Raw genomic sequence first — 23,464 nt, forward strand, 5'->3', positions numbered from 1 at the left:
ACGCTGCTTGACTAATATCTAAGCGGCAGGCGGCGCGACGGAAGCGCGTTCGACCAGTTCGAAAGGAACTTCGGCGTGCGCAATTGCTGGACGCTGGCCGGCCATATGGTCGGCCAGCATCCGGTATGCGGTTGCGCCCATTTCCTCGAGCGGTTGGCGGATCGAAGTGAGCGGAGGGTTCATCGTCTTGGCGAAGGGATCATCATCGAAGCCCACCAGCGAAAGCTGTTGCGGCATCGACATTCCTATGCCGCGTGCCGCTTCGGAGAGACCGAGCGCCATGGAATCGTTGCTGGCGAAAATCGCGGTGGGCCCGTTGGCGATCAGCTTTGCACCTGCTTCCGCGCCCGATGCCTTGGTGAAATCCCCCTCGACAACCAGCGACTGGTCCAGCTTTACACCCTTGGTGCCCAGCGCTGCGGCAAAGCCATTGTAGCGGCGCATGCTGGCGAGATGCGAACGCGGTCCGCGGATGATGCCGACCCTTCGATGTCCCGCGTCCAGCATGACCTTGGTAACCTGCAGAGCAGCCTCGAACTCGTCCATAATGACCGTGATGCCCCGCCCCGGGTCGAGCATGGAGGCGATGCGGGCGTACGGAAGGCCGCGCTTTTCAACCTGCAGCATCACGTGGCGGTCGTCGCAGAGCGGCGCGGTCAGTATAACCCCGCCGATATCAGGCGCATCTAGGAGGTTTTCAGGTTTCAGGTCGGTGCCATGGACGTTTTCCATCTGCACCTTGATGGCCGAACTGGCCGCCTGCTTGCTGGCACCCGAATAAAGGCGTGAGACATAATTTGCGTTCGTGTTGTCGAACAGCATGAGTATTCGGCTGGATAATGCCATCGACGATCCCGAGCGTTTTCTTGTTTCGTGTGCTTTCTACACTTGATGTTCTGAAGAAAGGGATAAAGCCGCAAGTTAAGGCGTAACCCACCGTCCTGCATCGCCTTGGAAGATCGCCCGCCGGTGGCCATCGTTCGATAGCCAGTACCAATCGGCTTCCTCGATCTGCACCAAGAGGACAGCGAAGTTTTCTCGGACCGGGGCCACCTCATCTTCGGTCGGTTTCCTGCCTTCGATCCATTCGGGCAGGCCGCTTGACGGCTCGCTCCGCGCTTCGCCCGGAGGAGCGCCGAGATAACAACGCCGCGCATACGGGGTGCTTTCCTCCCATGCTGCGCTGGCTATCGCGGTGTCCGTCTCGATCCGCCCGGTACCCCGGATGCGGATCTGGACCTTGCCGGGTGCATCGTAGAACAGAACCCCCATGGGCGCGCCTTGCGCGATAACTCCGGCCTTGGGCGAGCGTGCATCAGTGTGAAAGCGCAGGGTCCAATCCTCCGGGTCGAATTCGCGCAGGACCATGATCCGGGCATCGGCATCGCCCGTCACCACCACCGGCGTATGCATTGGGCATTTGCGGCTGGAAGCTGCAGTGGAAAGACGGTCGGCGATGTCCGCGCGAACCTTGTCAAGTGTATCGTACATGATCGCTCCAACGCACGTCAGACAGCTTGGTGTCAATGTTATCGCGTTCAGGTTTGCGCACCTAAAGATGAACAGGAGGCTGACAGACCGGTTCAGTTGCGGGTCAGGCCGTTCTGATACAAACTGACACATCGACATTGGAGCCGCAGGTGGTGGAGCGGCTTTTGAGCTAAAAAGGATACGCTCCATGACATTTACAAAGCTGATGAAAGGCAGCGCGCTGAGTGCCCTCGCAATTGCGATGGCAGCAGCGGTTGTGCCCGCCCAGGCAGAAGCCGCCGCGGCTTCTTCCGAACAGCGTGCTGACCGAGATCGCGCCGATCGCTCGCAAGCCCGCCAGGACAGGCGCAGCGAACGTCGCAGCGAAAGGCGTCAGGAACGCCGGAGCGAATCGCGGCCACAGCGCCGCTCGGAAGACCGTCCGCAGCCTCGAGCTGAGAACCGGCCGCAGCGGCGTGCAGAAGACAGGCCGCAGCGCCGGGTCGAAAATCGCCCGCAGCGCCAGGTAGAGAACCGTCCGCAACGTCAGGCTGACAATCGCGGCCAGCGCCGCGTGGATCCTCAGCAACGTGTTCAGGCGCCGATTGAAACCGCTCGTGAACTGAGGGCTGATCGCCGGCAGGTCGCCGGTGGAGATCGCCGCTTGGAACGCCGTGATGATCGTCGCAGCGAACGCCGCGAAGATCGCCGGAGCGAACGCCGCGAGGATCGTCGCAGTGAACGCCGCGAAGATCGCCGGACCGAACGCCGCGAGGACCGGCGCAGTGATCGTCGCGAAGATCGCCGTGTCGAACGTCGTGTCGAACGCCGCGAAGACCGCCGCGAAATCCGCCGCGATGCTTATCGCGATGGCTACCGTGATGGTAACCGTCACGAGCGCCGCTCGCGCTATTGGGATGGTCGTCGCTGGAATAACTACGACCGCTGGGATCAACGCCACTGGCGCAGCAGCCACCGGTACAACTGGCATGATTATCGCAGCAATCACCGCAGCATTTTCCGCATTGGCCGCTACTACTCGCCTTACCGGGATTATCGCTATCGCCGTCTGACCATTGGTTTCCGCCTTGGCGACCTGTTCTTCGGCAGCCGGTACTGGATTAACGATCCGTGGCGCTATCGCCTGCCGGATGTGTACGGTCCCTATCGCTGGGTCCGGTATTACGACGACGTTCTGCTGGTCGACATCTACAGCGGAGAAGTGGTCGACGTGATCTACGACTTCTTCTGGTAAGCCAGAAAACCAATTGCCTTCCGGGATGAGAGTGGCCTGGTTGGCATCATGCCCCCGCCGAGTGATCGGCGGGGGTTTTTCTTTGGCCGCTTGTGCGGGTTTCTAGTCGGGCACCTTGCCGAAAGGCAGCATCCGGAAGATACCACCGTTCTTGTCGAAGAAGGTGTGCTTGAGGCCGCCCAGAATGTGCAATCCGACGAGATAAATGACTATCTCGCCGCCCGTAGCGTGCAGATCGAAGATGGCCTTGCCGGCTTCCTTGTCCGGTCCAACTGGAAGTGCAGGCAGAGTGAAGATACCAAAGACATCAACTCCGCTGCCGTAATAGGAATTGGCCAGCCACCCCCCTAGTGGCAAGCCGATCAGCATCACGTAGAAGATGACATGCACGGATCGTGCAAGAATGCGCTCCCAGGATGCAACGCCCGTTAACGGCGGCACCGGATGGGTCAACCGCCAGGCCAGCCTGGCCAGCGTAAGCAGCAAGATGGTGATGCCCAATGCCTTATGATTGCCAAATATCGCTGCCTTCTCGGCATCGCTGGCATGTTCGGCAGCTTCGGCCAGCCTCCAGTTCACGATGACCGCAACCGCAATCACCCAGTGAAATACCATCGCGACGATCGAATATCGCTTCGCAGAATGGGCTGCTTCCATACTCACTCTCCCTCAAGTTGCGCGCAAAACTATACCTTTACGCACGTTCCACAAGATGCCGTCTTGCAGGCGGCGCGTGTCTTGCTAACAAAAGGACGATGACCAAAACTGCCGTTATACCCGACCAGGATGCACTCAAGCGCATTGGCAAGCAGGTGCGATCACGCCTGGAAGCCGATGCCGAGATCTACAAGGTGCCGACCAACAAGGCGGAAATCTTCGCCGTGCCGAATTTCCTCTCGCCCGAGGAATGCCGCCGCTTCGTCACGATGATCGATGTGGTCGCGCGGCCGAGCGAGCTTCACGAAACCGCGTATATCGAGAAATTCCGCACATCCTATTCGGGCAACTTCAATCCCAATGATCCGTTCGTAAAAGGTATCTCGCGCCGCATCGACGATTTGCTGGGCATGAATTCCAACTGCGGAGAATCGATCCAGGGGCAGCGGTATCTGCCCGGCCAGGAGTTCAAACCGCACAACGACTGGTTCTATACAGATCAGGAATACTGGAAGCTGGAACGCAAGCGCGGCGGACAAAGATGCTGGACGGCGATGGCGTTTCTAAACAACGTTGAAGAAGGCGGTCACACGCATTTCACAGAAGTCGGCGCATCTATCGAGCCCAAGCCCGGGGTTCTGCTGGTGTGGAATAATGCGACGCCGGAAGGCGTGCCGAACGAAGACACGATGCATGCAGGCACGCCGGTGATCAAGGGCGCCAAATACGTCCTGACAAAGTGGTATCGAACTCGGCGACACAACTGAGCCGGCGACGGCTGCTACGGCGCCAGGTTCGGTATCGTGATGGTGGCGCGATAGCCCGCCGGCTTTGCGCTGGTTTCGACAGTGCCGGCGATGCCTCTGATAACGCCTTCGATCAGCCGCGAGCCTGTACCTTTGCCTGCGTTGCCGGTCTGCTGCACCGGTTCGCTGAATTCGCTTCCGCACGTTTCGATCCAGTGAAGTTCGATAGTGTCATCGCTGATTTCCCAGTCGATGTGGACCTTCCCATCGTTTTGCGACAACGCGCCATATTTCAACGCATTGGTGGCCAATTCATGAAGGGTCAGCCCGATCGGGGTAAGATGCTTGCGGGGTAGATCAATCTCTCCGCCGATCAGCTCAATCCTGTCCACATAGGCGTTTTTGTACGGCTGCATGACTGCCGCGACGAGATTGCGAAGCGTAGTCCTGTCGTTGCCCAATCCCTCTTCGGCAAGGCTGATCCGGTGTGCATTGGCAAGCGCTTCGATCCGCCGCTGGATCTTCTCGGAAAACTCGCCAACGTCGGTGGCGCTGCGCGCGGACAGGCGCACAATTGCTGTGAGGACGGCAAACAGATTGTCAGTCCGGTGGCGAAGTTCGTCAACGACGCGTTGGCTCTCGGCGATGGTTTCGCGGCCTGCCAGAAGCTCGCTGATGTCCCACTGAGAACCGAAAAAATAGGCAAGCTTTCCGTCTTCGTCATACACCGGCCCGATGTGGACGGCATTCCAGAATTCCGTCCCGTCCTTGCGATAGTTGATCAGGTCGACGACCGCGTAGTCTTCGTTCTGAATGGCACTGCGCAACTTTTCGACCGAGCGCGGGTCGGTTTTCGGGCCTTGAAGAAACCTGCAGTTCTGACCGACGATTTCGTCGAGCCCGTAGCCCGTCAATTCACTGAACGCGCCATTGGCATGAACGATCGGGCAATTTGGCTGGTGCGGATCTGAAATGCACAACGCCATGTGCGTGCGTTCGGTCGTTTGCAGGAATAGTTGGTCGGACCCGATGCGTAGTTTTGCGATCGATTCCAGGCAGTTCGCATCACGCGATGCATCATCCGAGTAAGAAGGAGGGCGGCGACCAGACCCAGAATTCGCATTTCTATGCATAGCAAAACCACCAGATGCAAAACAATGCGGCCGAACTCAGCCTATACTTACCTTAGCATTATTGTTGTCATCACCCAACTTGTTCGCCGAGCACTTATGGAAGAGGTGGTATTTAACCAGCCTGTTTAATGGCTTCGCTGATAAGTTTGCGCGTGTTCGCAATACCATAAAGAGCGATAAAGCTGCCCATGCGCGGCCCCTGATCGCTGCCCAGAAGCGTCTGGTAAAGCGCCTTGAACCAGTCGCGCAGGTTATCGAAGCCGTATTTTTCGTCCTTGCCGATCTCGTAAACCCTGGTTTGTAAGTCTTCGGCACTTGTATCGGAGGGCGCATCCTGCAGGAAAGCGTCGAGCGCCTGCAAAGCCTCCGCCTCGTTCGGCGTAGGTGCCCGCTTGTTGAGCGTCGGCGCGATGTAATCTCGCGTGTAATTGACCGCGTTTACAATCAGAACTTCCAGCTCCGGCGTCACCTTGCCCGCGCCGATATAGCTTTCCAGATATTCACGCAGGTTAGGCACTGTTGCTTCTGCACCCAGCACGCTGGCAAGGTTGAGCAGCAAGCCGTATGTCACCGGCAGGCTGTCGCCAGCGCCAGGCGCTTCTGATCCTTCGAACCCGCCATTGGCCCGCAGCAGGTGCCAAGCAGGATTGCCGAGCTGCTTGTCGAGGGGCTGTTCGGCCAGCCGTTCGCGGAATTGCCAGTAATCGTCGACTGCTCGCGGGATCACGCCCACGTGAAGCTGCTTGGCGCTTTTCGGGTTGGGGAAGATGTAAAAGCCGAGGCTCTCTTCGCTGCCGTATTCAAGCCATTGCTCGATGGTCAGGCCATTGCCCTTTGACTTGGAGATTTTCTCGCCGTTCTCGTCCAGGAACAGCTCGTAAATCAGCCCGTCAGGCTTGCGGCCGCCGAGCACTTGGGCAATCTTGCCGGACTGGACACCAGTGTCGGTCAGGTCCTTGCCATACATTTCGTAATCGACGCCCAGCGCCACCCAGCGCATGGCGAAATCGACCTTCCACTGGAGCTTTGACATTCCGCCAAGTGCGGACTGCTCGACCACGCCGCCGTCTTCGTCGGTGAAGCGGATCACGCCTGCCTGTGGATCGACCACTTCGACCGGCACCTGCAACACCACGCCAGTGCTTGGCGAGATCGGCATGATCGGCGAGTAGGTTGCCGCCCGTTCTGCCCGCAAAGTGGGCAACATGATGTCCAGGATGTCCTGATTGTGCGCCAGCACGCCCTTCAGGGCTTCGTCGAATCGTCCGGAATTGTACATGTCGCTTGAGGCGATGAATTCATATTCGAACCCGAAACGGTCGAGGAAAGCGCGCAGCATCGCATTGTTGTGCGCGGCAAAGCTCTCGTGCCCCTTCTCGAAGGGATCGGGTATCCGGCTGAGCGGCTTGCCCAGGTTTGCAGCGAGCAGTTCCCGATTGGGCAGGTTGTCGGGCACTTTGCGAAACCCGTCCATGTCATCGCTAAAGGCCACGAGCCGGGTCTTGCCGTCTTCCGGCTTGGCCCCGATCATCGCCTCGAACGCGCGGCGCACCAGCGTCGTGCGCAGCACTTCCTGGAAAGTGCCGATATGCGGAAGACCGCTGGGACCATAGCCGGTTTCGAAGAGGATCGGAGAGCCATCGGGTTTGACGCCGTCAGGATAACGTTTGAGCAGGCGCTGTGCCTCCTGAAATGGCCAGGCCTTGGACACGCGTGCGGCTTCGATCAGTTCGGTCATGCTCATGGCTATCCCTCTTGCCGCAAGCCTGCGCTTTCGCAAGTGCGAAGTGAAACAAGCAGGGCAGCAAACAGGATGCTTTCGATAAATTATCGCGCAATCGTCCGGGCCCTCTGCAAAAGATCCCAGGATTGCTATTGCGCAAAGCCGTTCTGGGTTTAGGGCACCATCCATTCCGAGCCTTGGCATTCGTCACAACATCCGCGAGAGGTCGCAACCAACTTGCCATAACGCGCAGATACAATCGTCCAGAAGGTCATAGGTTGAAAGTCGGTTTTCTCTTTAATCACTCCGTAGCTCATCAGGTTGCCCACAGCCTGCCGATCGCTGCGGCGATTGCCGAGTTTCACCCGCAAGTGGAATTGACCCTCTTCGTTTGCGGCGGAGCGTCAGAGGACGAAGTCAGGCGCTTGTGGTCAATTGCCGGTCATTCAAAAGACGACCAGCGTATTGAAAAACTGGCCCCTGCCACACGAACTGCGGAATTCCTGACCAAGGCAAGCGGCGATGCGCTCCCCGCCGAACGTATCTCGATCCTGGCGCAGAATGCCGCCCGGTTCGAAGAGCTTGATGCATTGGTCGTGCCGGAAAAGACATCGACCTTGCTGAAAACGCGTTTCGGCCTCGATCGGTTGGCGTTGATCCACACCCGGCACGGAGCGGGCGACCGAGCAATCGGTTTCGACAAGGCCAGCGGGCGTTTCGATCTGGTGCTCTTGTCGGGCGAGAAAATTCGTCAACGGCTGGACGATGCCGGATTACTCAAGCCGGGCGGCCACGCCATCGTGGGATATCCAAAATTCGATGCACTGCTCGATCAACCCCACGAGCCTGTCTTTCAGAACGATCGGCCAAAGGTGCTGTATAACCCGCACCCTTCCCCGGCCCTGTCGAGCTGGTATCGAATGGGCCCACAGGTCCTTGAGTGGTTTGCGCAGCAAGACCGTTTCAACCTGATCTTTGCTCCGCACGTGATGTTGTTTGCGCGGCAGCTCACGGTCGCGCTGTCGCCATTCTCAATTGCCAAAGTCCCTGAAATACCGAGCCGAATTGCGGAACTGCCGCATATTCATATCGACAAAGGCAGCGAAAAGTCGGTCGACATGACTTATGTCCGGGCGGCAGATATCTATCTGGGAGATGCAAGCAGTCAGGTGTATGAATTCCTGGCAGAGCCGCGACCTTGTGTGTTCCTCAATCCAAACGAACATCACTGGCAAGACAATCCCGATTTCACGCATTGGCAAACCGGGCGAGTAGCCGCCAATCTTGATGAGATGAAAATTGCGCTGGGAAATTCCCTGTCATCTCCTGATGCATTCCGCGAAGTGCAGGAGAAGTTGTTTGCCGAGACATTTGATTTACGCAGTCAGCGCTCGTCCGTACGTGCGGCGGACGCAATCGTGAGCTGGCTTGGCGAGAATAGGGCGAGATAGACGATGCTGACCAGCTTCTTGCAATACGGATTGGCGAAGACGGCTCGCAAGGCATTCTGGAAACCCTATGCGGCGCTGCGATCTTCCTTGTCGCGTGGGGACGGCACATCACGCCAGGCCGGGCGAACGGCTTACGGCGTCGAGATGATCCAATGCTGGCACGACCGGACATTCGTCTATTGTCATGCAGGCATCTACGGCAAATTCCTCGCCAACGAACTGTCCTCGCTCCGCGAGCCATTCGCGTTCGTGGATGTCGGTGCCAACCAGGGACTATACAGCCTGATCGCGGCCAAGAACCCTGCTTGCCATGAAGTGGCGGCCTTTGAGCCGGTGTCGACTACCCATGCACTGCTCGAGGCAAACGTTGCCCTGAACGAACAGAGTGCCAAGGTGCACACCCACCGCCTCGGTGTTTCAGCCAAGGCCGGCGAGGCGCAAATCAAGGTTCCCGTCGGCCATAGCGGTATGGCATCATTGTCGGACCAGCAAAACCAACATGCCGATGCGAGCAGGCTCGAAACCATCAGGACCGTTTCCGCCGCCGAGCTTGGCGACCTCCTGCCCGGGGATATCCCCCTGTTCGTCAAGGTCGACGTGGAAGGCCTAGAAGCGGTGGTCATCCGTCAACTGCTGGACTGCGATGCAGGGCCGCGCATCAAGGCAATTTTCTACGAAATCGACAATCGCTGGTCGGAAGAAGCGGTGATCGCATCGATGCTGAAAGAAGCGGGTTTTACCGACTTTACCAAGGTTGGATTCGGACGCCACTTCGACATTATGGCCGCCCGCTGAAATACAGCGGTTTGCTATTCCGATACTGTCTCCGCTCAGTCCGCGGCCTGCGCGTGAATACGCAAGGAAAACGAACTTCCAGCGCTTGCCCCGCGTTCCGTTTGTGTTCTAACGCCGCATGGTGAGCCAGCCGCTACCTCTCCCCGCCCTGCACGCCAGCCATGCGGGCACTTGGCTGCGTGATGGCAATGGCGCTACCCGGGGATGTTCCAAGGGTGAAGCGGTCATGGCTGCGGCGGATACTCCGCTGCTGATGATGAACGCTCCGCTGGTGGCGAGCAGGCTGGGTTATCCCGACCTGTCAGGGCTCGACCTGCTTGAACTGTTCGCTTTCATCCACCCGGCCCGGTTCTGCGTACCGACCCCAAAAGGACTGGCTCATGCGCTGGACCTGGAAGAACCGGCGGACGATGCAGATGTGCCGCTCCTGTTGCAGCAGGCTGCCGGGGCCCTGGTCGAGACTTGTGAGAGCGACGGCTGGTCCCAGCGCGAAGGAGCCTGGTCCACCCTGCAATCGCTTGCACGGCTGCGCTGGCCTTGGGCCGGCGTCCTGGCGCCGCATGTGCCCAAACCGGAAAAGGCCGAGAAATGGCTCTTCACCAAGCTGCCGGAATGGGAAGAAACGCCCGACAGGCCCCAGCCTGCGCAGGTTCTGATTGAAGAGCCGGAAATCGAAGCTCAGCTTGCGCGGTTGACCGGCGAAGGCGCGGAAAAACGCGAAGGCCAGCGCCTGTTTTCGCGCGGGGCCGGTCATGTCTTCGGCCCTCGGGACAAGCAGAAGCGCCCGCATGTCCTCCTGGCTCAAGCGGGCACCGGGATTGGCAAGACACTGGGCTATCTCGCCCCGGCTTCCCTGTGGGCGGAACGTTCAGGCGGGACGGTCTGGGTGAGCACGTACACCAAGAACCTGCAGCGGCAGCTGAGGCGCGAAAGCGCGCGCGCCTGGCCGGCAACGCGGCCCGACGGGTCGCCGCCAGTTGTCGTGCGCAAGGGGCGGGAGAATTACCTCTGTTTGCTGAACCTGGAGGATGCGCTGCAAGGCGGGTTCACCGGACGGCCCGCCATACTCGCGCAATTGGTCGCACGATGGGCAGCCTATTCGCAAGACGGCGATATGATCGGCGGCGATTTGCCCGGCTGGCTGGGCACGCTGTTTCGCAAGCGAGGCATTGCAGCCCTGACAGATCAGCGCGGCGAATGCGTCTATGCGGGCTGCCCGCACTACCGGAAATGCTTCATCGAACGCAGCGCGCGCAACGCGGCGCAGGCCGATCTGGTGATCGCCAATCACGCGCTGGTCATGGTCAACGCGGCACGCGGACGCGATGCGCAAAGCCGCCCGACGCGCATCGTCTTTGACGAGGGCCATCATGTATTCGACGCAGCAGATTCCACCTTCTCAGCCGCGCTGACCGGTCAGGAAGCGATCGAACTGCGCCGCTGGATCGTGGGACCGGAACGCAACTCGCGTGGCCGCCGCCGGGGGCTTTCCGCCCGTCTGGCCGATGTCGCCAGTTATGATGATGCCGGCGGTGAAGCGGTCGAAGCTGCGGTCGAAGCCGCGCAGGCACTTCCCTCGGATGGATGGCTGGGGCGGATTGCCGAAGGTGCTCCTTTCGGACCTATCGAGGCCTTGCTCGGTCAAGTACGTGCGGCAACTTACGCCCGCGATGAAAGCGGGCAGGAAGCCGGCTACGGCATCGAAACCGAAACATCGCAGCTGCCCGGCGAATTGGTGGAGGCCGCTGGCACTGCGGCGCAGGCACTTGCCGCCATCCGCTCGCCATTGCTCAAGCTGGCCGGGCGCCTCGAAGCTGTCATGGAGGACGCACCCGATTGGCTGGACGGGCAAGGCCGCGCCCGCATTGAAGGCGCGCGCCACTCGCTCGCCTGGCGTGTTGACCTGATCGCCGCATGGGAAGCACTGCTGTCGCGGCTGGGTGGCCCCGCCGACCCCGAATTCGTCGACTGGCTGGCCGTAGACCGCAATGACGCCCGCGAATTCGATGTCGGCATCTACCGCCACTGGCTCGACCCGATGAAGCCGTTCGCGCAAACGGTTCTGGAACCCGCTCACGGTGTCATGGTTACGAGCGCCACGCTGACCGACCGAGACGAAGGCGGCGCCGATTGGCCGCATGCCATCGCTAAAAGCGGTGCGCCGCACCTGGATCTCATCCCCAAGACCGCACAGGCAGACAGCCCGTTCGATTACGCATCGCGGGCAGAAGTGCTGATTGTCACCGATATCAAGCGCGGCGATATCCCGGCACTGGCAGGCGCCTACGCGCGGCTGATCGAATCCAGCGATGGCGGCGTTCTTGGCTTGTTTACAGCCATCCGCCGCATGCGCGCCGTGTATGGCCGGATCGCCGACCGGCTGGCGCGGGCTGGTTTGCCGTTATACGCCCAGCACGTCGATCCGATCGACACGGGCACTCTGACAGATATCTTCCGCGATGATCCACGCGCCAGCCTACTGGGCACGGATGCACTGCGCGACGGGGTAGACGTCCCCGGAGAATCCCTGCGCTGCGTTGTAATGGAAAGCGTGCCGTGGCCCCGCCCGACCATTTTGCACCGGGCGCGCCGCGCTGCCGCAGCGGATCTGGAAGGCGGCGCAAAGCGCTTCGACGACCGGATCATTCGCGCCCGTCTCGCGCAGGCTTTCGGCCGCCTCATTCGCAGCCGCGACGATGCCGGCCATTTCGTGGTTCTGTCCTCGGCTTTCCCCAGCCGCCTGCTCTCCGCCTTCCCTGACGGCACACCAGTCCTGCGCGTAACTCTCGACGAGGCTTTACAGCGCGTCAGGAACGGTGTTGGAACGAACAAAGACACCCACGCGGAGAAACAAGACACGTGAAAATCCTCGGCCTCTTGCGTCACGCCAAGTCTGACTGGGGACAAAGCGACAAGCGCGATTTCGACCGGGGTTTGAATACGCGCGGGCAGAAAGGCGCCCGGCTGATCGGGCAGCACATTCGCAACCACGGGATCAAGTGGGACAAGATCGTTGCCAGCCCCGCAGAACGCGTAAAATTGACGCTACAAGAGGCTGCGATCGGGCCTGAACCCGAATGGGACCGGCGCCTTTATCTCGCCTCAACCGAATCCATTTGCGATGTGGTGCGTGAGGATGGCGGCGACGCCAACACGTTGCTCCTTGCAGGCCATAATCCGGGCTTTGGCGACATGGTTTTCGAATTGGTCTCCCCAAAAAACGAAAACGCGCTTTTCGATGAAGCGAAAGTCAAATTCCCCACCGCCGCCTATGCGGTGTTCGAACTAGACATCGAAGAATGGTCGGACCTGAAAGAAGGCTGCGGTAGACTCATCCACTTCGCCCGACCCCGCGATCTCGATGACGAGCTTGGGCCGGAATACTAAGCCGTGCTGAACGGTTCGAGCCCGTGTTTCACCACCACTTCCTCTGCGGCGTCCAATCAGTCATGAATTGGGTGGATTGGCGAATGCCGGTTTGGTGCACTTTTGGAGGGTCGCTCTAGCCGACCACGCCCCGCAGAATTCATCTCTTTTGCTGAGAGCCGATGACAGACATCAGGTCAATGCAACGGTCAGCCGCTTGATCTACGAGGTCTTCGATATCTGACCCGCGATCATACTGATCGATTATGGTTGGTGCTAATGTACGGGACACGAGGTTGACCCAGGGATCAGCATACCAGTTCTCCTTCGGGTCAAGAGGCGATCGAAGAACCTTGGATGAATAGGCAGCTTGTCCCCACGCGACTGCCAAAGGTTCCTCTACAAACCAGCCCCAATTGATCCTCGGCGGTGCCGGGCAACGAGCAAAGAATCGGGCGGTAAGTGCTTGCTTTTGAGCTATTGGCTGCCTCGAAGAGATGAAATGAACCAGCTCGTGGAATACGATGGTGTCCCAGTAGGATGGGTCGGTCTCGGTCGGCGGACTTTGAAGGAGAATAAATGAGCCAGCGATAGGTTCGGCTGATGCCACATCGCCGGGCGGTCGGCGTGTGAAGAGCACAGTGAATTCGCCATCCAGATCGCTTCGATAGAATTTCGCTATGGACGCGATGAAATCTGCCGCCGCTAACGACTTGAGCCTCGCGTGAAGTTTCGAAGCACGTTGCTGAAGCGCCGAACTATCCGCGAGCAGCAAACGCCACTTTGGTTTGAAGTGCCGGTAGAAGCCCCTTAACATCTTGGCATCACCTACGCTTGCAGCCCCTTCAAAGCTGGCCAATGCTGCCTCAATTGTTGTGTGTTCAAGAAAGTGCGCCGCGAGGGGGTCAGAAGCTGCAGTCAATTGATCGCGCGACGCGAAGATGCCGTCCGGGGATGATCTCGGATTGGGAGACGTTTGCCCCTTTAAAATCGTCCGGCGGCGGTATTCCTTATAGCTATCAACCCATTGCTGATCCGCCTCGGTCCATCCGAAACGTGCCTCCCATTCCTTTCGATAGGCCGGAATAGTGTTGCCGGGGAGCCAGTCACTCATGTTGTCCATCGTGGAAAACAGGTCTGCTGTCTCACGGTAGGAAACTGTCACCATCACATTAGCGTGTGCTTTGAAAGGAGTCAGCAGCAAGACCGCTACAGCTATCAGAAGGCGAGCCATCATTTGTCTCTCCGATCATGGCTCGACTAAGTCACTGATGATCAACAATCAACGTCTACTTTCGGGTCGTTAGCAGAATGTCTGCTTCCACATCGCGATTACCGCAGCACCCTTGGGCCTGAACCGCTTTCGCCCCATTTGTCGCCCGCATTGTAGAGCGCGCATTTCTTGAGGCTCAGGCAGCCGCAGCCGATGCACCCGTCCAGATCTTCGCGGACCTTTTCCAATTCCGCAATCTGCGCGTCGATGCGCGTCCGAATCGTGCCGCTGATCCGCTTCCAGTCGCCAGCATTGGGGGTACGGCCCTGCGGCAAACCCGATAGCGCATCCTCGATCTCGGTCAGCGACAGGCCCAGCTTCTGCGCGATGAGGATGAAACTCAGCCGCCGGATGTCGCCGCGCAGGAACCGCCGCTGATTGCCGCCGGTACGCAGGGCTTCGACCAGGCCCCGCTCTTCATAGAACCGGATGGCAGACACGCTGAGGCCGGTCCGGCGCGCCAATTCGCCGATGGGCAGGAGATCGTTCGCTTTCATCGATCACAGCCATAGGCAATTTGAACCTTGACCTCAAGTTAACTTGAGGTTGCATCAATGTGCGCATCGCATCCGCCGGACGACTTCGGCACCACAGAAACAGGAGACACGCGATGCCCACAGGACGCCTTGAACACGCCAACATATCCGTCACCGACCCGGACCGCAGTGCAGCGCTATTGAAAGAATTGCTCGGCTGGCACGAGAGGTGGAGCGGGCCGTCGATGAATAATGGCCGGACCATCCATGTCGGCGGAGAGGACAATTACGTCTCGCTCTATTCCAGCGACATCGTGGCCGGCGACTATCGGAAGGGCCAGCCGCTCAACCACATCGCGTTCATGGTGGACGATTTGGACGTTGCAGAGGAAGTGGTGGTGAAACACGGGCTCGAACCGTTCAGCCACGGCAAGTACGAACCGGGGCCGCGGACGTTCTATTTCTTCGACTGGGACGGGATTGAATTCGAGGTGGTCAGCTATGAATGAGCCGATGCCGCGGGAACCGCTGTTCCGCCCTGCCCCGAAGCTTGCGGAGCGTGATAGCCCGACATCGCGCCCAGCGGCACATCCTCGAACCGGACGAGCCAGCGTTTGGCCATTTTGGCGAGCGGCATCGGGTTGATGTAATGTCGTTTGCAGCGCCCGTCCCGCTCGCTGGCCACCAGCTCGGCACTTTCCAGAACCGCAAGGTGCTTTGCGACAGCCTGCCGGGTCATCGGCAGATCATCGCTAAGTTGAGAAAGCGTCAGCCCTCCTTGCGCGCTCAGCCTGTCGAGCAGGAGGCGGCGGGTCGGGTCAGACAGGGCAACGAAGGTGTCTGTCATGCCCGCAAGGCTAGGCTGGCCGCGCCGAGTCGCTCAAGTTTACGAGCCTCGACGCGGCCTGTTTGTCCCCAGCCGGATTTTCCTAGAATGCGTTGGCACCGCCGAAGACACCGATGATCAGCGGATCATTGGTCGAGCGCGGGTTGCGGCGAATGCCTGCTTCTTCGACCCCGATTTCGCGCCAGATCGTATCGTCGATGCTGTTGGCAACACGGCTGGCGACCTGCGGAATATCGACACCAGTCAGCGCTGCCAGGGCCTGCCCGACCAGCGGATCTTCAGCCAGCCGCATGGCATCGCCCAGTTCTGGCACCATCGCATCGATCAATCGGGTGCCCATTTCGCCGCGCAGGAAACCGGTCGCGGCGGTCGGACCTCCATTCACCAAGGCAACAGCGTTCCGGATACCGATAACGCGCACGGCATCGGTAACAACGGGTGCCGCACGCTCTGCGCCTTCGTAGGCGACATCGCCGAAAGCATCGAACAGGCGATCCTTGAACAGGCTGGACGTCAATATATTGCCAAGCAGGCCGCCGCGCGCACCGAGCAGATTCTCGAGCCCTATCTGTGCGACTTGCTGGTCCCAGAAACCTCCATCGTCGAGCATGCGGCCAAACGCCCGCTCGCTCGAAAGGAATAGGAGACGCTGCACTGCATCCACCAGGCTGAACCCGCCCAGGGTCGAACAGGCCGGAAGGGCAAGCGCGGCACCGCCTAATGTCAGGCCGCCCAGAAACTTGCGGCGATGAGTGGTCGTGGCGAGAATATCGTTCATTATTTTAACTCCTCCAAGGTCCCACCCTTGTCGTATCGGGCATAGGCCGCCCATATGAGCCATCCGATGAACCGTGTGCGCTGCCTCGTCCTGAATGCCGCCCTCGGCCCGCTCGACTACAAGGTGCCGGAGGGCATGGAGGTCGGTCCGGGTCATGTGGTCGAATGCCCGCTTGGCCCGCGCACGATTATCGGAATCGTCTGGGAAAGCGAACGGCTGCCCGGCACCGAGGTTCCTGCAGAGAAGCTGCGCGCCATCAGAGGCATTCTCCCGGTCCCGCCGCTGCCTGCGGCGCTGCGCCGCCTGATCGAGTGGACGGCCGATTACTATGTCGCCTCGCTCGCCAGCGTGGCCCGTATGGCGCTGTCTTCGGGCGGTGCGCTCAAAGGTCCTGCGACAATGACCGAGTACCGGCTTACCGGCGGGATGCCCGAGCGCATGACGCCGCAGCGGCTGGCAGCGATGGAAGCACTCGATGGTGAACAAGCGACTATCCGCGAACTGGCCGGAATTGCAGGCGTTTCAGAAGGCGTGCTCCGAGGTTTGGTGAACCAGGGCGCACTCGAACCGGTGGAGGTCGATTGCGACCGTCCCTATGATGCGGCACGGCCTGATTTTGCGCATATTAATCTCAATCCACAGCAGCAAGAAGCGGCGGAGATTTTGTCGGATGCCGTGCGCGCCAGGAAGTTTGCGCCCTATCTGCTTGATGGCGTTACCGGATCAGGCAAGACCGAGACGTATTTCGAGCCTGTAGCCGAAGCGCTACGCATGGGGCGCCAGGTCCTGGTGCTGCTCCCGGAAATCGCGCTGACGGAAAACTTCCTTCACCGCTTTGAAGAACGCTTCGGCGTGACGCCGGTGCTGTGGCATTCATCGCTTAAGTCGACCGAGCGGCGCCGGGCATGGCGCAATGTCGCCAATGGGGGTGCGCAGGTTATCGTGGGCGCACGTTCGGCGCTGTTCCTGCCCTTTCGCGAGCTTGGTTTCATCGTTGTCGACGAAGCGCATGAAACCAGTTTCAAACAGGAAGACGGTGTGCGCTACAATGCCCGGGACGTGGCGGTCATGCGCGCGCATTTCGAGGGCATTCCCGTGGTGCTGGCCAGCGCCACTCCTGCACTGGAAAGCCTGCAGATGGCCGAGAGCGGGGTCTATGCGAAGCTGGACCTGCCGAGCCGGTTCGGGGGCGCGCAATTACCCGATATCGATATTGTCGATCTGACACAGGAAAAGCCTCCGCAAGGAATGTGGCTCGCCCAGCGGCTGGTCGACGGGATCGCTGAGCGCCTCGAACGCGGCGAGCAATCGCTCCTGTTCCTTAACCGGCGCGGATATGCGCCGCTGACGCTGTGCCGGCATTGCGGCTTCCGATACCAGTGCCCCAATTGCAGCGCTTGGCTGGTCGAGCACCGGTTTACCGGCCGCCTCGCCTGCCACCACTGCGGGCACGAAGCGCCCAGCCCCGCCGCTTGCAAGGAATGCGGCGAGCCCGATTGCCTCGTGGCATGCGGCCCGGGGGTGGAACGCATTGCCGATGAAGTGGCACAGCGCCTTCCCGAAGCCCGCGTGTTCGTAGCGACTTCCGATACGCTCAACTCGCCGGGCCGCGCAGCAGAATTCATTGCGCAGGTCGAAAGCGGCGCGATTGACGTAATTGTCGGCACCCAACTTGTAACCAAGGGGTTCCATTTCCCGGAGCTGACATTGGTTGGCGTGGTCGATGCCGACCTTGGCCTTGAAGGAGGCGATCTGCGTGCGGGCGAGCGGACCTACCAGCAGGTTGCGCAGGTTGCAGGACGCGCAGGTCGCGGGTCGAAACCCGGCGAAGTCCTGATCCAGACCCGCCACCCCGAAGCCAGCGTGATCGCCGCACTTGCCGCCGGAGACCGCGACGCATTCTACGATGCCGAAACCGAGATGCGGCGGGAAGCCGGTGCTCCGCCCTTCGGGCGCTGGGCCTCGATCATCATATCCTCCGAGGATGAGAAAGAAGCCCGCGAAGCTGCCCGCCGCATCGGCGATGTTCGCCCCGATGTGGCGGACCTGATGATCCTCGGCCCGGCCCCTGCCCCGATGGCTTTGCTGCGCGGACGGTATCGCTATCGCCTGCTGATGAATGCCCGGCGGTCTGTCCAGTTGCAGGACGTCATTCGCCGCTGGCTTGGCTGCATCGACCATCCTCCCGGCGTGCGCGTCGGCGTTGATGTCGATCCCTACAGTTTCGTGTAGGATTACCGCCTATGTGTAACCTCTATCGCCTGACCAAGAACGCCGACGAGATTGCGAAGCTGTTCGACGCTGTCTCCGAAACCGGCAGCAATGCGGGCGGCGAGATTTATCCGGGGTATTCGGGCATCGTCCTTAGATCGGGCAAGGTCGAGACGATGACGTGGGGTTTCCCGCTCCAGCGCAAGGGGGCGAAAGGCCAGCCGCTCAAGCCGAAACCGGTCAACAATGCGCGGACTGACAAGCTTTCGGGCCCGTTCTGGAAAAGCAGCTTCACCGAGCGGCGATGCCTGATCCCGCTTGAGACGTTCGCCGAAGCGCAAGGCAAGAAAGGTGCGATGACGCGCACCTGGATCAGCATGCCGGGTAGCGACGTTTTCACCGTGGCCGGTATCTGGCGCCCCAGCGCGGAATGGGGTGATTGCTATTCGATGGTTATGACCGACGCATCACCGCAGATGTCGGCGATCCATAACCGTATGCCGGTCATTCTTGCACCGCAGGACCGGACCACTTGGCTAGATGGTTCTGCCGATGATGCGTTTGATCTGTGTCGTCCTTTCGCGGGCGATCTGGAAATCGACCGGACAGACGTGCCGTGGGCTGGGCGATCCGCCCAATCTTCATTGCTTTAGGCACACTACCCGCGCTCGCGCATTCAAGGCCCATGGCAAAGATGTCCGACGCTCCCGTCCTCGTACCCATCTTGGGTGATCAATTGACCCGCGATCTGGCGAGCATTCGCGGACGCACCAAGGACGACACGGTCATCCTGATGATGGAGGTCTGGGACGAGGCAACCTACGTCAAACATCACAAGCAGAAGATCGTCCTGATCTTCTCCGCCATGCGGCATTTCGCGGAGGAGTTGCGCGATGCTGGCTGGACCGTCGATTATGTAAAGCTGGATGCAAAGAACAACGCAGGCAGTTTCACGGGCGAAGTTGCGCGGGCCGTCGAAGAATACGGTCCGCGCGCCATCCATGTGGTCGAGCCGGGCGAATGGCGTCTGCGCGAAGATTTTGACCAATGGGCCGACAAGTTTCCCTGCGAAGTCCAGATCCTTCCCGATGACCGCTTCATTTCGACCCAAGCCGAATTCGACACCTGGGCTGACGACCGCAAGGAATTGCGGATGGAGTATTTTTACCGCGATATGCGCCGCAAGACCGGACTGTTAATGGACGGCGACAAACCGGAAGGCGGTGAATGGAACTACGACAGCGAAAATCGCAAACCGCCCAAGGAAGGCCTGTCCGCACCTGAACGTCCGAAATTCGAACCGGACGCAGTCACGCAGGAAGTCATCAAGCTCGTCGAGGAAAGGTTTTCCGATCATTTTGGCAGCCTTGAGAAATTTCGCTGGCCGGTGACGCGTGACGAAGCGGAGGAAGCTGCCGATGCCTTCTTCGCCGAACGGATCGAGTGTTTTGGTCCCTATCAGGATGCAATGGTGGCAGGCGAAGATGACCTGTTCCACTCCATGCTGTCGACCAGCATCAACATCGGCCTGCTTGACCCGCTGGAACTGTGCCAGCGCGCAGAGAAAGCGTATCGGGATGGCAAGGCGCCAATCAATTCGGTTGAGGGTTTCATCCGCCAGATCATCGGTTGGCGCGAATATGTGCGGCGGTTCTACTGGAACCAGATGCCGCATTTGCAGCAAGCCAATATGCTCAATGCACAGCGCGGCCTGCCCGAGTTCTACTGGACCGGCGAAACCGACATGGCCTGCCTTGCCGACAGCATCCGCTCCACGCGCGAGAACGCCCATGCCCACCACATTCAGCGGCTGATGGTGCTTGGCAATTTCGCCTTGCTCGCCGGGCTGAATCCGCGCGACGTGCAGGACTGGTACCTCGTGGTCTATGCCGATGCATATGAATGGGTGGAATTACCCAACGTTGCCGCGATGATCCTTTATGCCGATGGCGGGAAGCTGGCGTCAAAGCCCTATGCCGCCAGCGGAAACTACATCAACAAGATGAGCAATTACTGTTCCGGCTGCAAATACTCGCCAGCCAAGAAAACTGGCGAAGGCGCATGCCCGTTCAACCCGCTATATTGGCACTTCATGGACCGCCACCGAGATCGACTGGAAAAGAATGGCCGCATCGGCCGGATCTTTTCGACCTGGGACCGCATGGGTGAGGAAAAGCAGCAGGACTATCTGCAAAGCGCGGAGGCTTTTCTGGAAACGCTCGTTCCCGCATCGGATGGCTGGGCGCGCATGGATTGATATCCCGAAATGGGCCTCGGATACGCAGGTGTCGACCTTGCCCTAACCAGCGATGACGCGGTGCAGACGTTAGAAGTGAATGCATTTCCTGGGATCGAGATTCACAACCTCAATGCCGAGAGTTTGCGCACATTCCTCAAGACCAAATACGCTTGAAGCTGTGCATGGCGGCGCTCAGTTACCCTGTTCGCGCTTGAGCAATTCTGCCTTGATCTGGGTTCCGTATGCATATCCGCCCAGCCCGCCGTCGGCGGCAATTACACGGTGGCAGGGGATCAGCACGGCGATGTTGTTAGCCCCGTTGGCCCCGCCCACTGCGCGGCTTGCTTTGGGATTACCCAGCGCGGCGGCAAGTTCGCCGTAGCTGCGCGTTTCGCCGCTGGGAATACGGCGTAGTTCTTCCCACACGCGCTGCTGGAAGGCGGTACCTTTCACATCCAGCGGGATATCGGCTGTGGTTGCATTGACGGGTTGTTCGACAGCAGCTGTTACTTGCTCGAACAGAGTGCGAAATTCAGCGCCGCCTTCGACCAGTTCAGCATTGGGGAAGCGGGCACGCAGGTGGGATTCGTCCTCGTTGAACGAAAGGCAGCACACACCAATCTCGGTTGCCGCCACAAGCATCCTGCCGAGCGTGGTGTCGACCGCTGCCCAGTGGATCGTCCGACCCTTGCCACCGCCCCGCCAGTCGCTTGCCGTCATTCCCAATCGCCCCTTCGTACCTTCGTAAAACCGCGATGCCGACCCGTAACCTGCACCATATATCGCATCGGTCACGCTTTGCGCCGCGGTCAGCGCATCGCGGGCCCGCTCTTCTCGCAGGGCGCGGGCATAGGCCGCAGGTGATAGCCCGGTGGCTCGCTTGAACACCCGCTGGAAGTGACCGGGGGAATAACCCGCAATCTGGGCCAATGCGCCGAGCGTGGGGGCATCTTCAGCCTGCCGGATTTCGTCAATCGCAGACAGGACCGCTGCATCATCGCGGGCGACATCATCAGGCAGGCACCGCTTGCATGGTCGCAATCCTGCCTCCCGCGCCTGCGCACCGTCTGCGAAGAAGCGCACATTCTGACGCGCTGGATGGCGCGCAGCGCATGACGGGCGGCAGTAAATGCCGGTCGACAGCACTCCGGTGACGAACTGCCCGTCGAATGCCCGGTCGCGCCGCTTTACTGCGTTCCATGCCTCGGTTTCGTCAATCATCGCTCAATCTCCATAGCCGATTGAGCAAACAATATGCGGATGATTTGCACACGCCGCATCCCGCGCCTTGCGATCAAAGCAAATGAGCGCCAGAAGTCCAACCGGATGGGACGCATTCTCGCAATATTCGCCGCCTGCTGGGCGCTGCTGCTGCCGATGGCCGTGCAGGCTGAACCGGCTGACATCGATGCCGCTGCCAGAGGCGTGGTGCGGGTTGTAATAATCGGAAACGAGGGCGACGAGCTGTATCCCGTCAGCCACGGCACCGGCTTTGCCGTCACATCGAATTCCATTGTCACCAACGCCCATGTCGTTCGCGATGCGATGCATGATAAGGATTTGCGTATCGGCATCGTTCCTTCGGGCGGCGGCGAAGCGGTTTATGGCCGGATCATTGCCGCCAGCCCGCGAAACGACCTCGCACTGATAGAGTTGACCGGGAACCTGCGCTTGCCCCCGCTCTCGATTGCCGGGAAACCCGTCGCCGATGCGGGAGAAGTGACGAGCGTCGGTTATCCCATGAACGTCGACCGTGCTCAGGGCCTGGACATCGCCGACCTGTTCCGCAGCCAGCCGCCAGTGAAAAGCCGTGGGTTCGTTTCGGGCGAACGGCCAAGCAGGCAATTCGATACCATTCTCCATACTGCCCCGATCGCGCGTGGGAATTCGGGCGGTCCGCTGCTCGATCCGTGTGGCCGCGTCGTTGGGGTGAACAGCTTCGGAGCGGATAACGAGGGCGGCGACGCAGAATTCTTCTTTGCAGTATCAAACCGCGAGCTAGTTCCTTTCCTGCGCGCGAACGATGTGACCCCGCGCCTGAACGAACAGCCGTGCCGCAGCCTTGCAGATCTGGACGAAGCGGAGCGCGAGCGGATCGAGCGCGAGCAGGCCGAAGCTCGCCAAGGTCTGGCGGAAAGAGCCGAGGAAACCAGGGCCAGGCGCGAACGCTCCACGCTGCAGGCGCAACTCTCCGTTGCCGAAGACCGCGAAGATCGGATGGCTCTCGCATTTATTCTGGTCATGATTGCATTCGGCCTGGGCATGTGGGCCTGGAGCCAGCGCGAACGGATCGCCCCCGATGCCGAAGACGCGGACATTAAACTTAGAAAGACAAACATCGCCTTTGCTGCAGTGGGCTTTCTGATTTTGGTGGCGCTCATTGCGTTTGTCACCCGGCCAGGTCTCGACGAGGTTGACCGGCGAGTCGCGGCATTGATGGCAGAGGGCGCAGATCCGGGTGAAGGCGCACCGGTCGGCGCAGCGGGCAGCGAAGATCTCGCATTGACCTGCAGGCTTGTTCCTGAACGCAGCCGCATCACCAGCGCGGAAGCCCCAGACATCGCCTTCGACTGGACAGCAGATGGCTGCGTCAACGAGCGCACGCAGTATGGCTATGCGTCGGGCAATTGGTCGCGGGTGTTCGTGCCAAATGAAGAAGACGCGGTGTCGGTGAACAGCTTCGACCCCGACCGCCAGATTTTCCGGTCTGAAAGATACCTGCTTCCGCGCGGCGCAATGAACGAAGCCCGCAGCGCGCGTAGCAAGTATACGGCTCCAAAATGCGGCGATGAAGGTGCTGCCACAAGTCTCGGCGATTTGCAGGGCGAGGTTTTCAGCCTGCTTCCGCAGCAGCCTAACGAACGGCTGGTCTACCAGTGCGAGGCGCGCGACTAGAGCGCTCGTTCTTGCGTCAATCGTCTTGGGTGTGGCTGCCGCGGCCGAATTGACCAATCTTCACCAGCTGCTTCGATCGTACAAAGTGAAATAGCATTGGGCACAGCCCGTGTTCGCGGTGTTCGTCCTGATGATCCTGATGTTTTTCT

Annotated in this window: 22 protein-coding genes; 12 read left to right on the forward strand and 10 right to left on the reverse strand. The window is 60.0% G+C overall.

Translation table 11 applies throughout. The annotated features are described in order from the left end of the window. Positions 1-18: 18 nt before the first annotated feature. Positions 19-846 (reverse strand): substrate-binding domain-containing protein, encoded by an 828-nt coding sequence (locus K3166_RS08335; protein WP_221421814.1) that lies wholly within the window; start codon positions 844-846, stop codon positions 19-21. Between the two features lie 75 nt (positions 847-921). Then, the gene (locus tag K3166_RS08340) at positions 922-1,491 is read right to left on the reverse strand and encodes a pyridoxamine 5'-phosphate oxidase family protein (RefSeq protein ID WP_247714582.1); all 570 of its coding nucleotides are present in this window, start codon (positions 1,489-1,491) and stop codon (positions 922-924) included. 187 nt (positions 1,492-1,678) lie between these two features. Between K3166_RS08340 and K3166_RS08345 the strand changes: the two genes are divergently transcribed. Continuing rightward, on the forward strand, positions 1,679-2,725 hold the full coding sequence (locus K3166_RS08345; protein WP_247714583.1) for an RcnB family protein: 1,047 nt from the start codon (positions 1,679-1,681) through the stop codon (positions 2,723-2,725). A gap of 102 nt (positions 2,726-2,827) precedes the next feature. Here the strand turns inward: K3166_RS08345 and K3166_RS08350 are convergent, their stop codons facing one another. Next, complete coding sequence (locus K3166_RS08350; protein WP_221421815.1) at positions 2,828-3,382, reverse strand: cytochrome b; 555 nt, start codon at positions 3,380-3,382, stop codon at positions 2,828-2,830. A 98-nt stretch (positions 3,383-3,480) separates the two neighbouring features. Here K3166_RS08350 and K3166_RS08355 point away from each other — a divergent pair, with 98 nt between their 5' ends. Further along, the gene (locus tag K3166_RS08355) at positions 3,481-4,149 is read left to right on the forward strand and encodes a prolyl hydroxylase family protein (protein ID WP_221421816.1); all 669 of its coding nucleotides are present in this window, start codon (positions 3,481-3,483) and stop codon (positions 4,147-4,149) included. Between the two features lie 14 nt (positions 4,150-4,163). On the opposite strand, the gene K3166_RS08360 is transcribed toward K3166_RS08355, so the two are convergent. Together K3166_RS08360 and K3166_RS08365 are read right to left on the reverse strand one after the other, a co-directional pair. Continuing rightward, on the reverse strand, positions 4,164-5,261 hold the full coding sequence (locus K3166_RS08360) for a PAS domain-containing protein (RefSeq protein ID WP_221421817.1): 1,098 nt from the start codon (positions 5,259-5,261) through the stop codon (positions 4,164-4,166). A gap of 112 nt (positions 5,262-5,373) precedes the next feature. Further along, a complete protein-coding gene (locus K3166_RS08365) occupies positions 5,374-7,005 on the reverse strand; it encodes a lysine--tRNA ligase (RefSeq protein WP_221421818.1) in 1,632 nt (543 codons plus the stop codon). A 257-nt stretch (positions 7,006-7,262) separates the two neighbouring features. Between K3166_RS08365 and K3166_RS08370 the strand changes: the two genes are divergently transcribed. The 4 genes from K3166_RS08370 to K3166_RS08385 all read left to right on the forward strand — a co-directional run bounded on the left by K3166_RS08370 (position 7,263) and on the right by K3166_RS08385 (position 12,617). Beyond that, positions 7,263-8,435 (forward strand): hypothetical protein, encoded by a 1,173-nt coding sequence (locus K3166_RS08370; protein WP_221421819.1) that lies wholly within the window; start codon positions 7,263-7,265, stop codon positions 8,433-8,435. Between the two features lie 30 nt (positions 8,436-8,465). Further along, positions 8,466-9,230: an FkbM family methyltransferase gene (locus tag K3166_RS08375; protein WP_221421820.1), complete on the forward strand. Its 765-nt coding sequence runs from the start codon at positions 8,466-8,468 to the stop codon at positions 9,228-9,230. 118 nt (positions 9,231-9,348) lie between these two features. Continuing rightward, on the forward strand, positions 9,349-12,093 hold the full coding sequence (locus K3166_RS08380; protein ID WP_221421821.1) for an ATP-dependent DNA helicase: 2,745 nt from the start codon (positions 9,349-9,351) through the stop codon (positions 12,091-12,093). Next, on the forward strand, positions 12,090-12,617 hold the full coding sequence (locus tag K3166_RS08385) for a SixA phosphatase family protein (RefSeq protein ID WP_221421822.1): 528 nt from the start codon (positions 12,090-12,092) through the stop codon (positions 12,615-12,617). Before K3166_RS08380 ends, K3166_RS08385 begins: the two co-directional genes overlap by 4 nt. 139 nt (positions 12,618-12,756) lie before the next feature. Here K3166_RS08385 and K3166_RS08390 read toward each other — a convergent pair whose 3' ends face one another. Together K3166_RS08390 and soxR are read right to left on the reverse strand one after the other, a co-directional pair. Further along, a complete protein-coding gene (locus K3166_RS08390; RefSeq protein ID WP_221421823.1) occupies positions 12,757-13,833 on the reverse strand; it encodes a hypothetical protein in 1,077 nt (358 codons plus the stop codon). A 95-nt stretch (positions 13,834-13,928) separates the two neighbouring features. Continuing rightward, complete coding sequence (gene soxR, locus K3166_RS08395; RefSeq protein WP_221421824.1) at positions 13,929-14,366, reverse strand: redox-sensitive transcriptional activator SoxR; 438 nt, start codon at positions 14,364-14,366, stop codon at positions 13,929-13,931. 113 nt (positions 14,367-14,479) lie between these two features. Between soxR and K3166_RS08400 the strand changes: the two genes are divergently transcribed. Next, positions 14,480-14,854, forward strand: coding sequence for a VOC family protein (locus K3166_RS08400; protein ID WP_221421825.1), 375 nt, complete (start codon positions 14,480-14,482; stop codon positions 14,852-14,854). Here the strand turns inward: K3166_RS08400 and K3166_RS08405 are convergent. Next, positions 14,845-15,192, reverse strand: coding sequence for an ArsR/SmtB family transcription factor (locus tag K3166_RS08405; protein WP_221421826.1), 348 nt, complete (start codon positions 15,190-15,192; stop codon positions 14,845-14,847). The two genes, K3166_RS08400 and K3166_RS08405, sit on opposite strands and share 10 nt — an antisense overlap. An 82-nt stretch (positions 15,193-15,274) precedes the next feature. Further along, a complete protein-coding gene (locus K3166_RS08410; RefSeq protein ID WP_221421827.1) occupies positions 15,275-15,970 on the reverse strand; it encodes a DUF4197 domain-containing protein in 696 nt (231 codons plus the stop codon). A gap of 66 nt (positions 15,971-16,036) precedes the next feature. Between K3166_RS08410 and K3166_RS08415 the strand changes: the two genes are divergently transcribed. Genes K3166_RS08415 through K3166_RS08430 form a run of 4 tightly spaced genes read left to right on the forward strand, consistent with a single transcriptional unit; the run spans position 16,037 to position 20,594 of the window. Further along, the gene (locus K3166_RS08415; protein WP_221424028.1) at positions 16,037-18,202 is read left to right on the forward strand and encodes a primosomal protein N'; all 2,166 of its coding nucleotides are present in this window, start codon (positions 16,037-16,039) and stop codon (positions 18,200-18,202) included. Positions 18,203-18,213: 11 nt separating this feature from the next. Continuing rightward, positions 18,214-18,834 carry an SOS response-associated peptidase gene (locus tag K3166_RS08420; protein WP_221421828.1) on the forward strand — a complete coding sequence of 207 codons (621 nt, stop codon included), beginning with the start codon at positions 18,214-18,216 and terminating at the stop codon, positions 18,832-18,834. Between the two features lie 41 nt (positions 18,835-18,875). Beyond that, the gene (locus tag K3166_RS08425; protein WP_221424029.1) at positions 18,876-20,438 is read left to right on the forward strand and encodes a cryptochrome/photolyase family protein; all 1,563 of its coding nucleotides are present in this window, start codon (positions 18,876-18,878) and stop codon (positions 20,436-20,438) included. 9 nt (positions 20,439-20,447) lie between these two features. Next, positions 20,448-20,594, forward strand: coding sequence for a hypothetical protein (locus K3166_RS08430; protein ID WP_221421829.1), 147 nt, complete (start codon positions 20,448-20,450; stop codon positions 20,592-20,594). A gap of 18 nt (positions 20,595-20,612) precedes the next feature. Here K3166_RS08430 and ada read toward each other — a convergent pair whose 3' ends face one another. Next, entirely contained in the window at positions 20,613-21,641 is a 1,029-nt protein-coding gene (gene ada / locus K3166_RS08435; RefSeq protein ID WP_221421830.1) for a bifunctional DNA-binding transcriptional regulator/O6-methylguanine-DNA methyltransferase Ada, read from the reverse strand. A gap of 105 nt (positions 21,642-21,746) precedes the next feature. On the opposite strand from ada, the gene K3166_RS08440 reads away from it, so the two are divergent. Beyond that, positions 21,747-23,315 (forward strand): S1 family peptidase, encoded by a 1,569-nt coding sequence (locus K3166_RS08440; RefSeq protein WP_221421831.1) that lies wholly within the window; start codon positions 21,747-21,749, stop codon positions 23,313-23,315. Positions 23,316-23,464 lie beyond the last annotated feature (149 nt).

Source organism: Qipengyuania psychrotolerans (assembly GCF_019711355.1).
Classification (GTDB): domain Bacteria; phylum Pseudomonadota; class Alphaproteobacteria; order Sphingomonadales; family Sphingomonadaceae; genus Qipengyuania; species Qipengyuania psychrotolerans.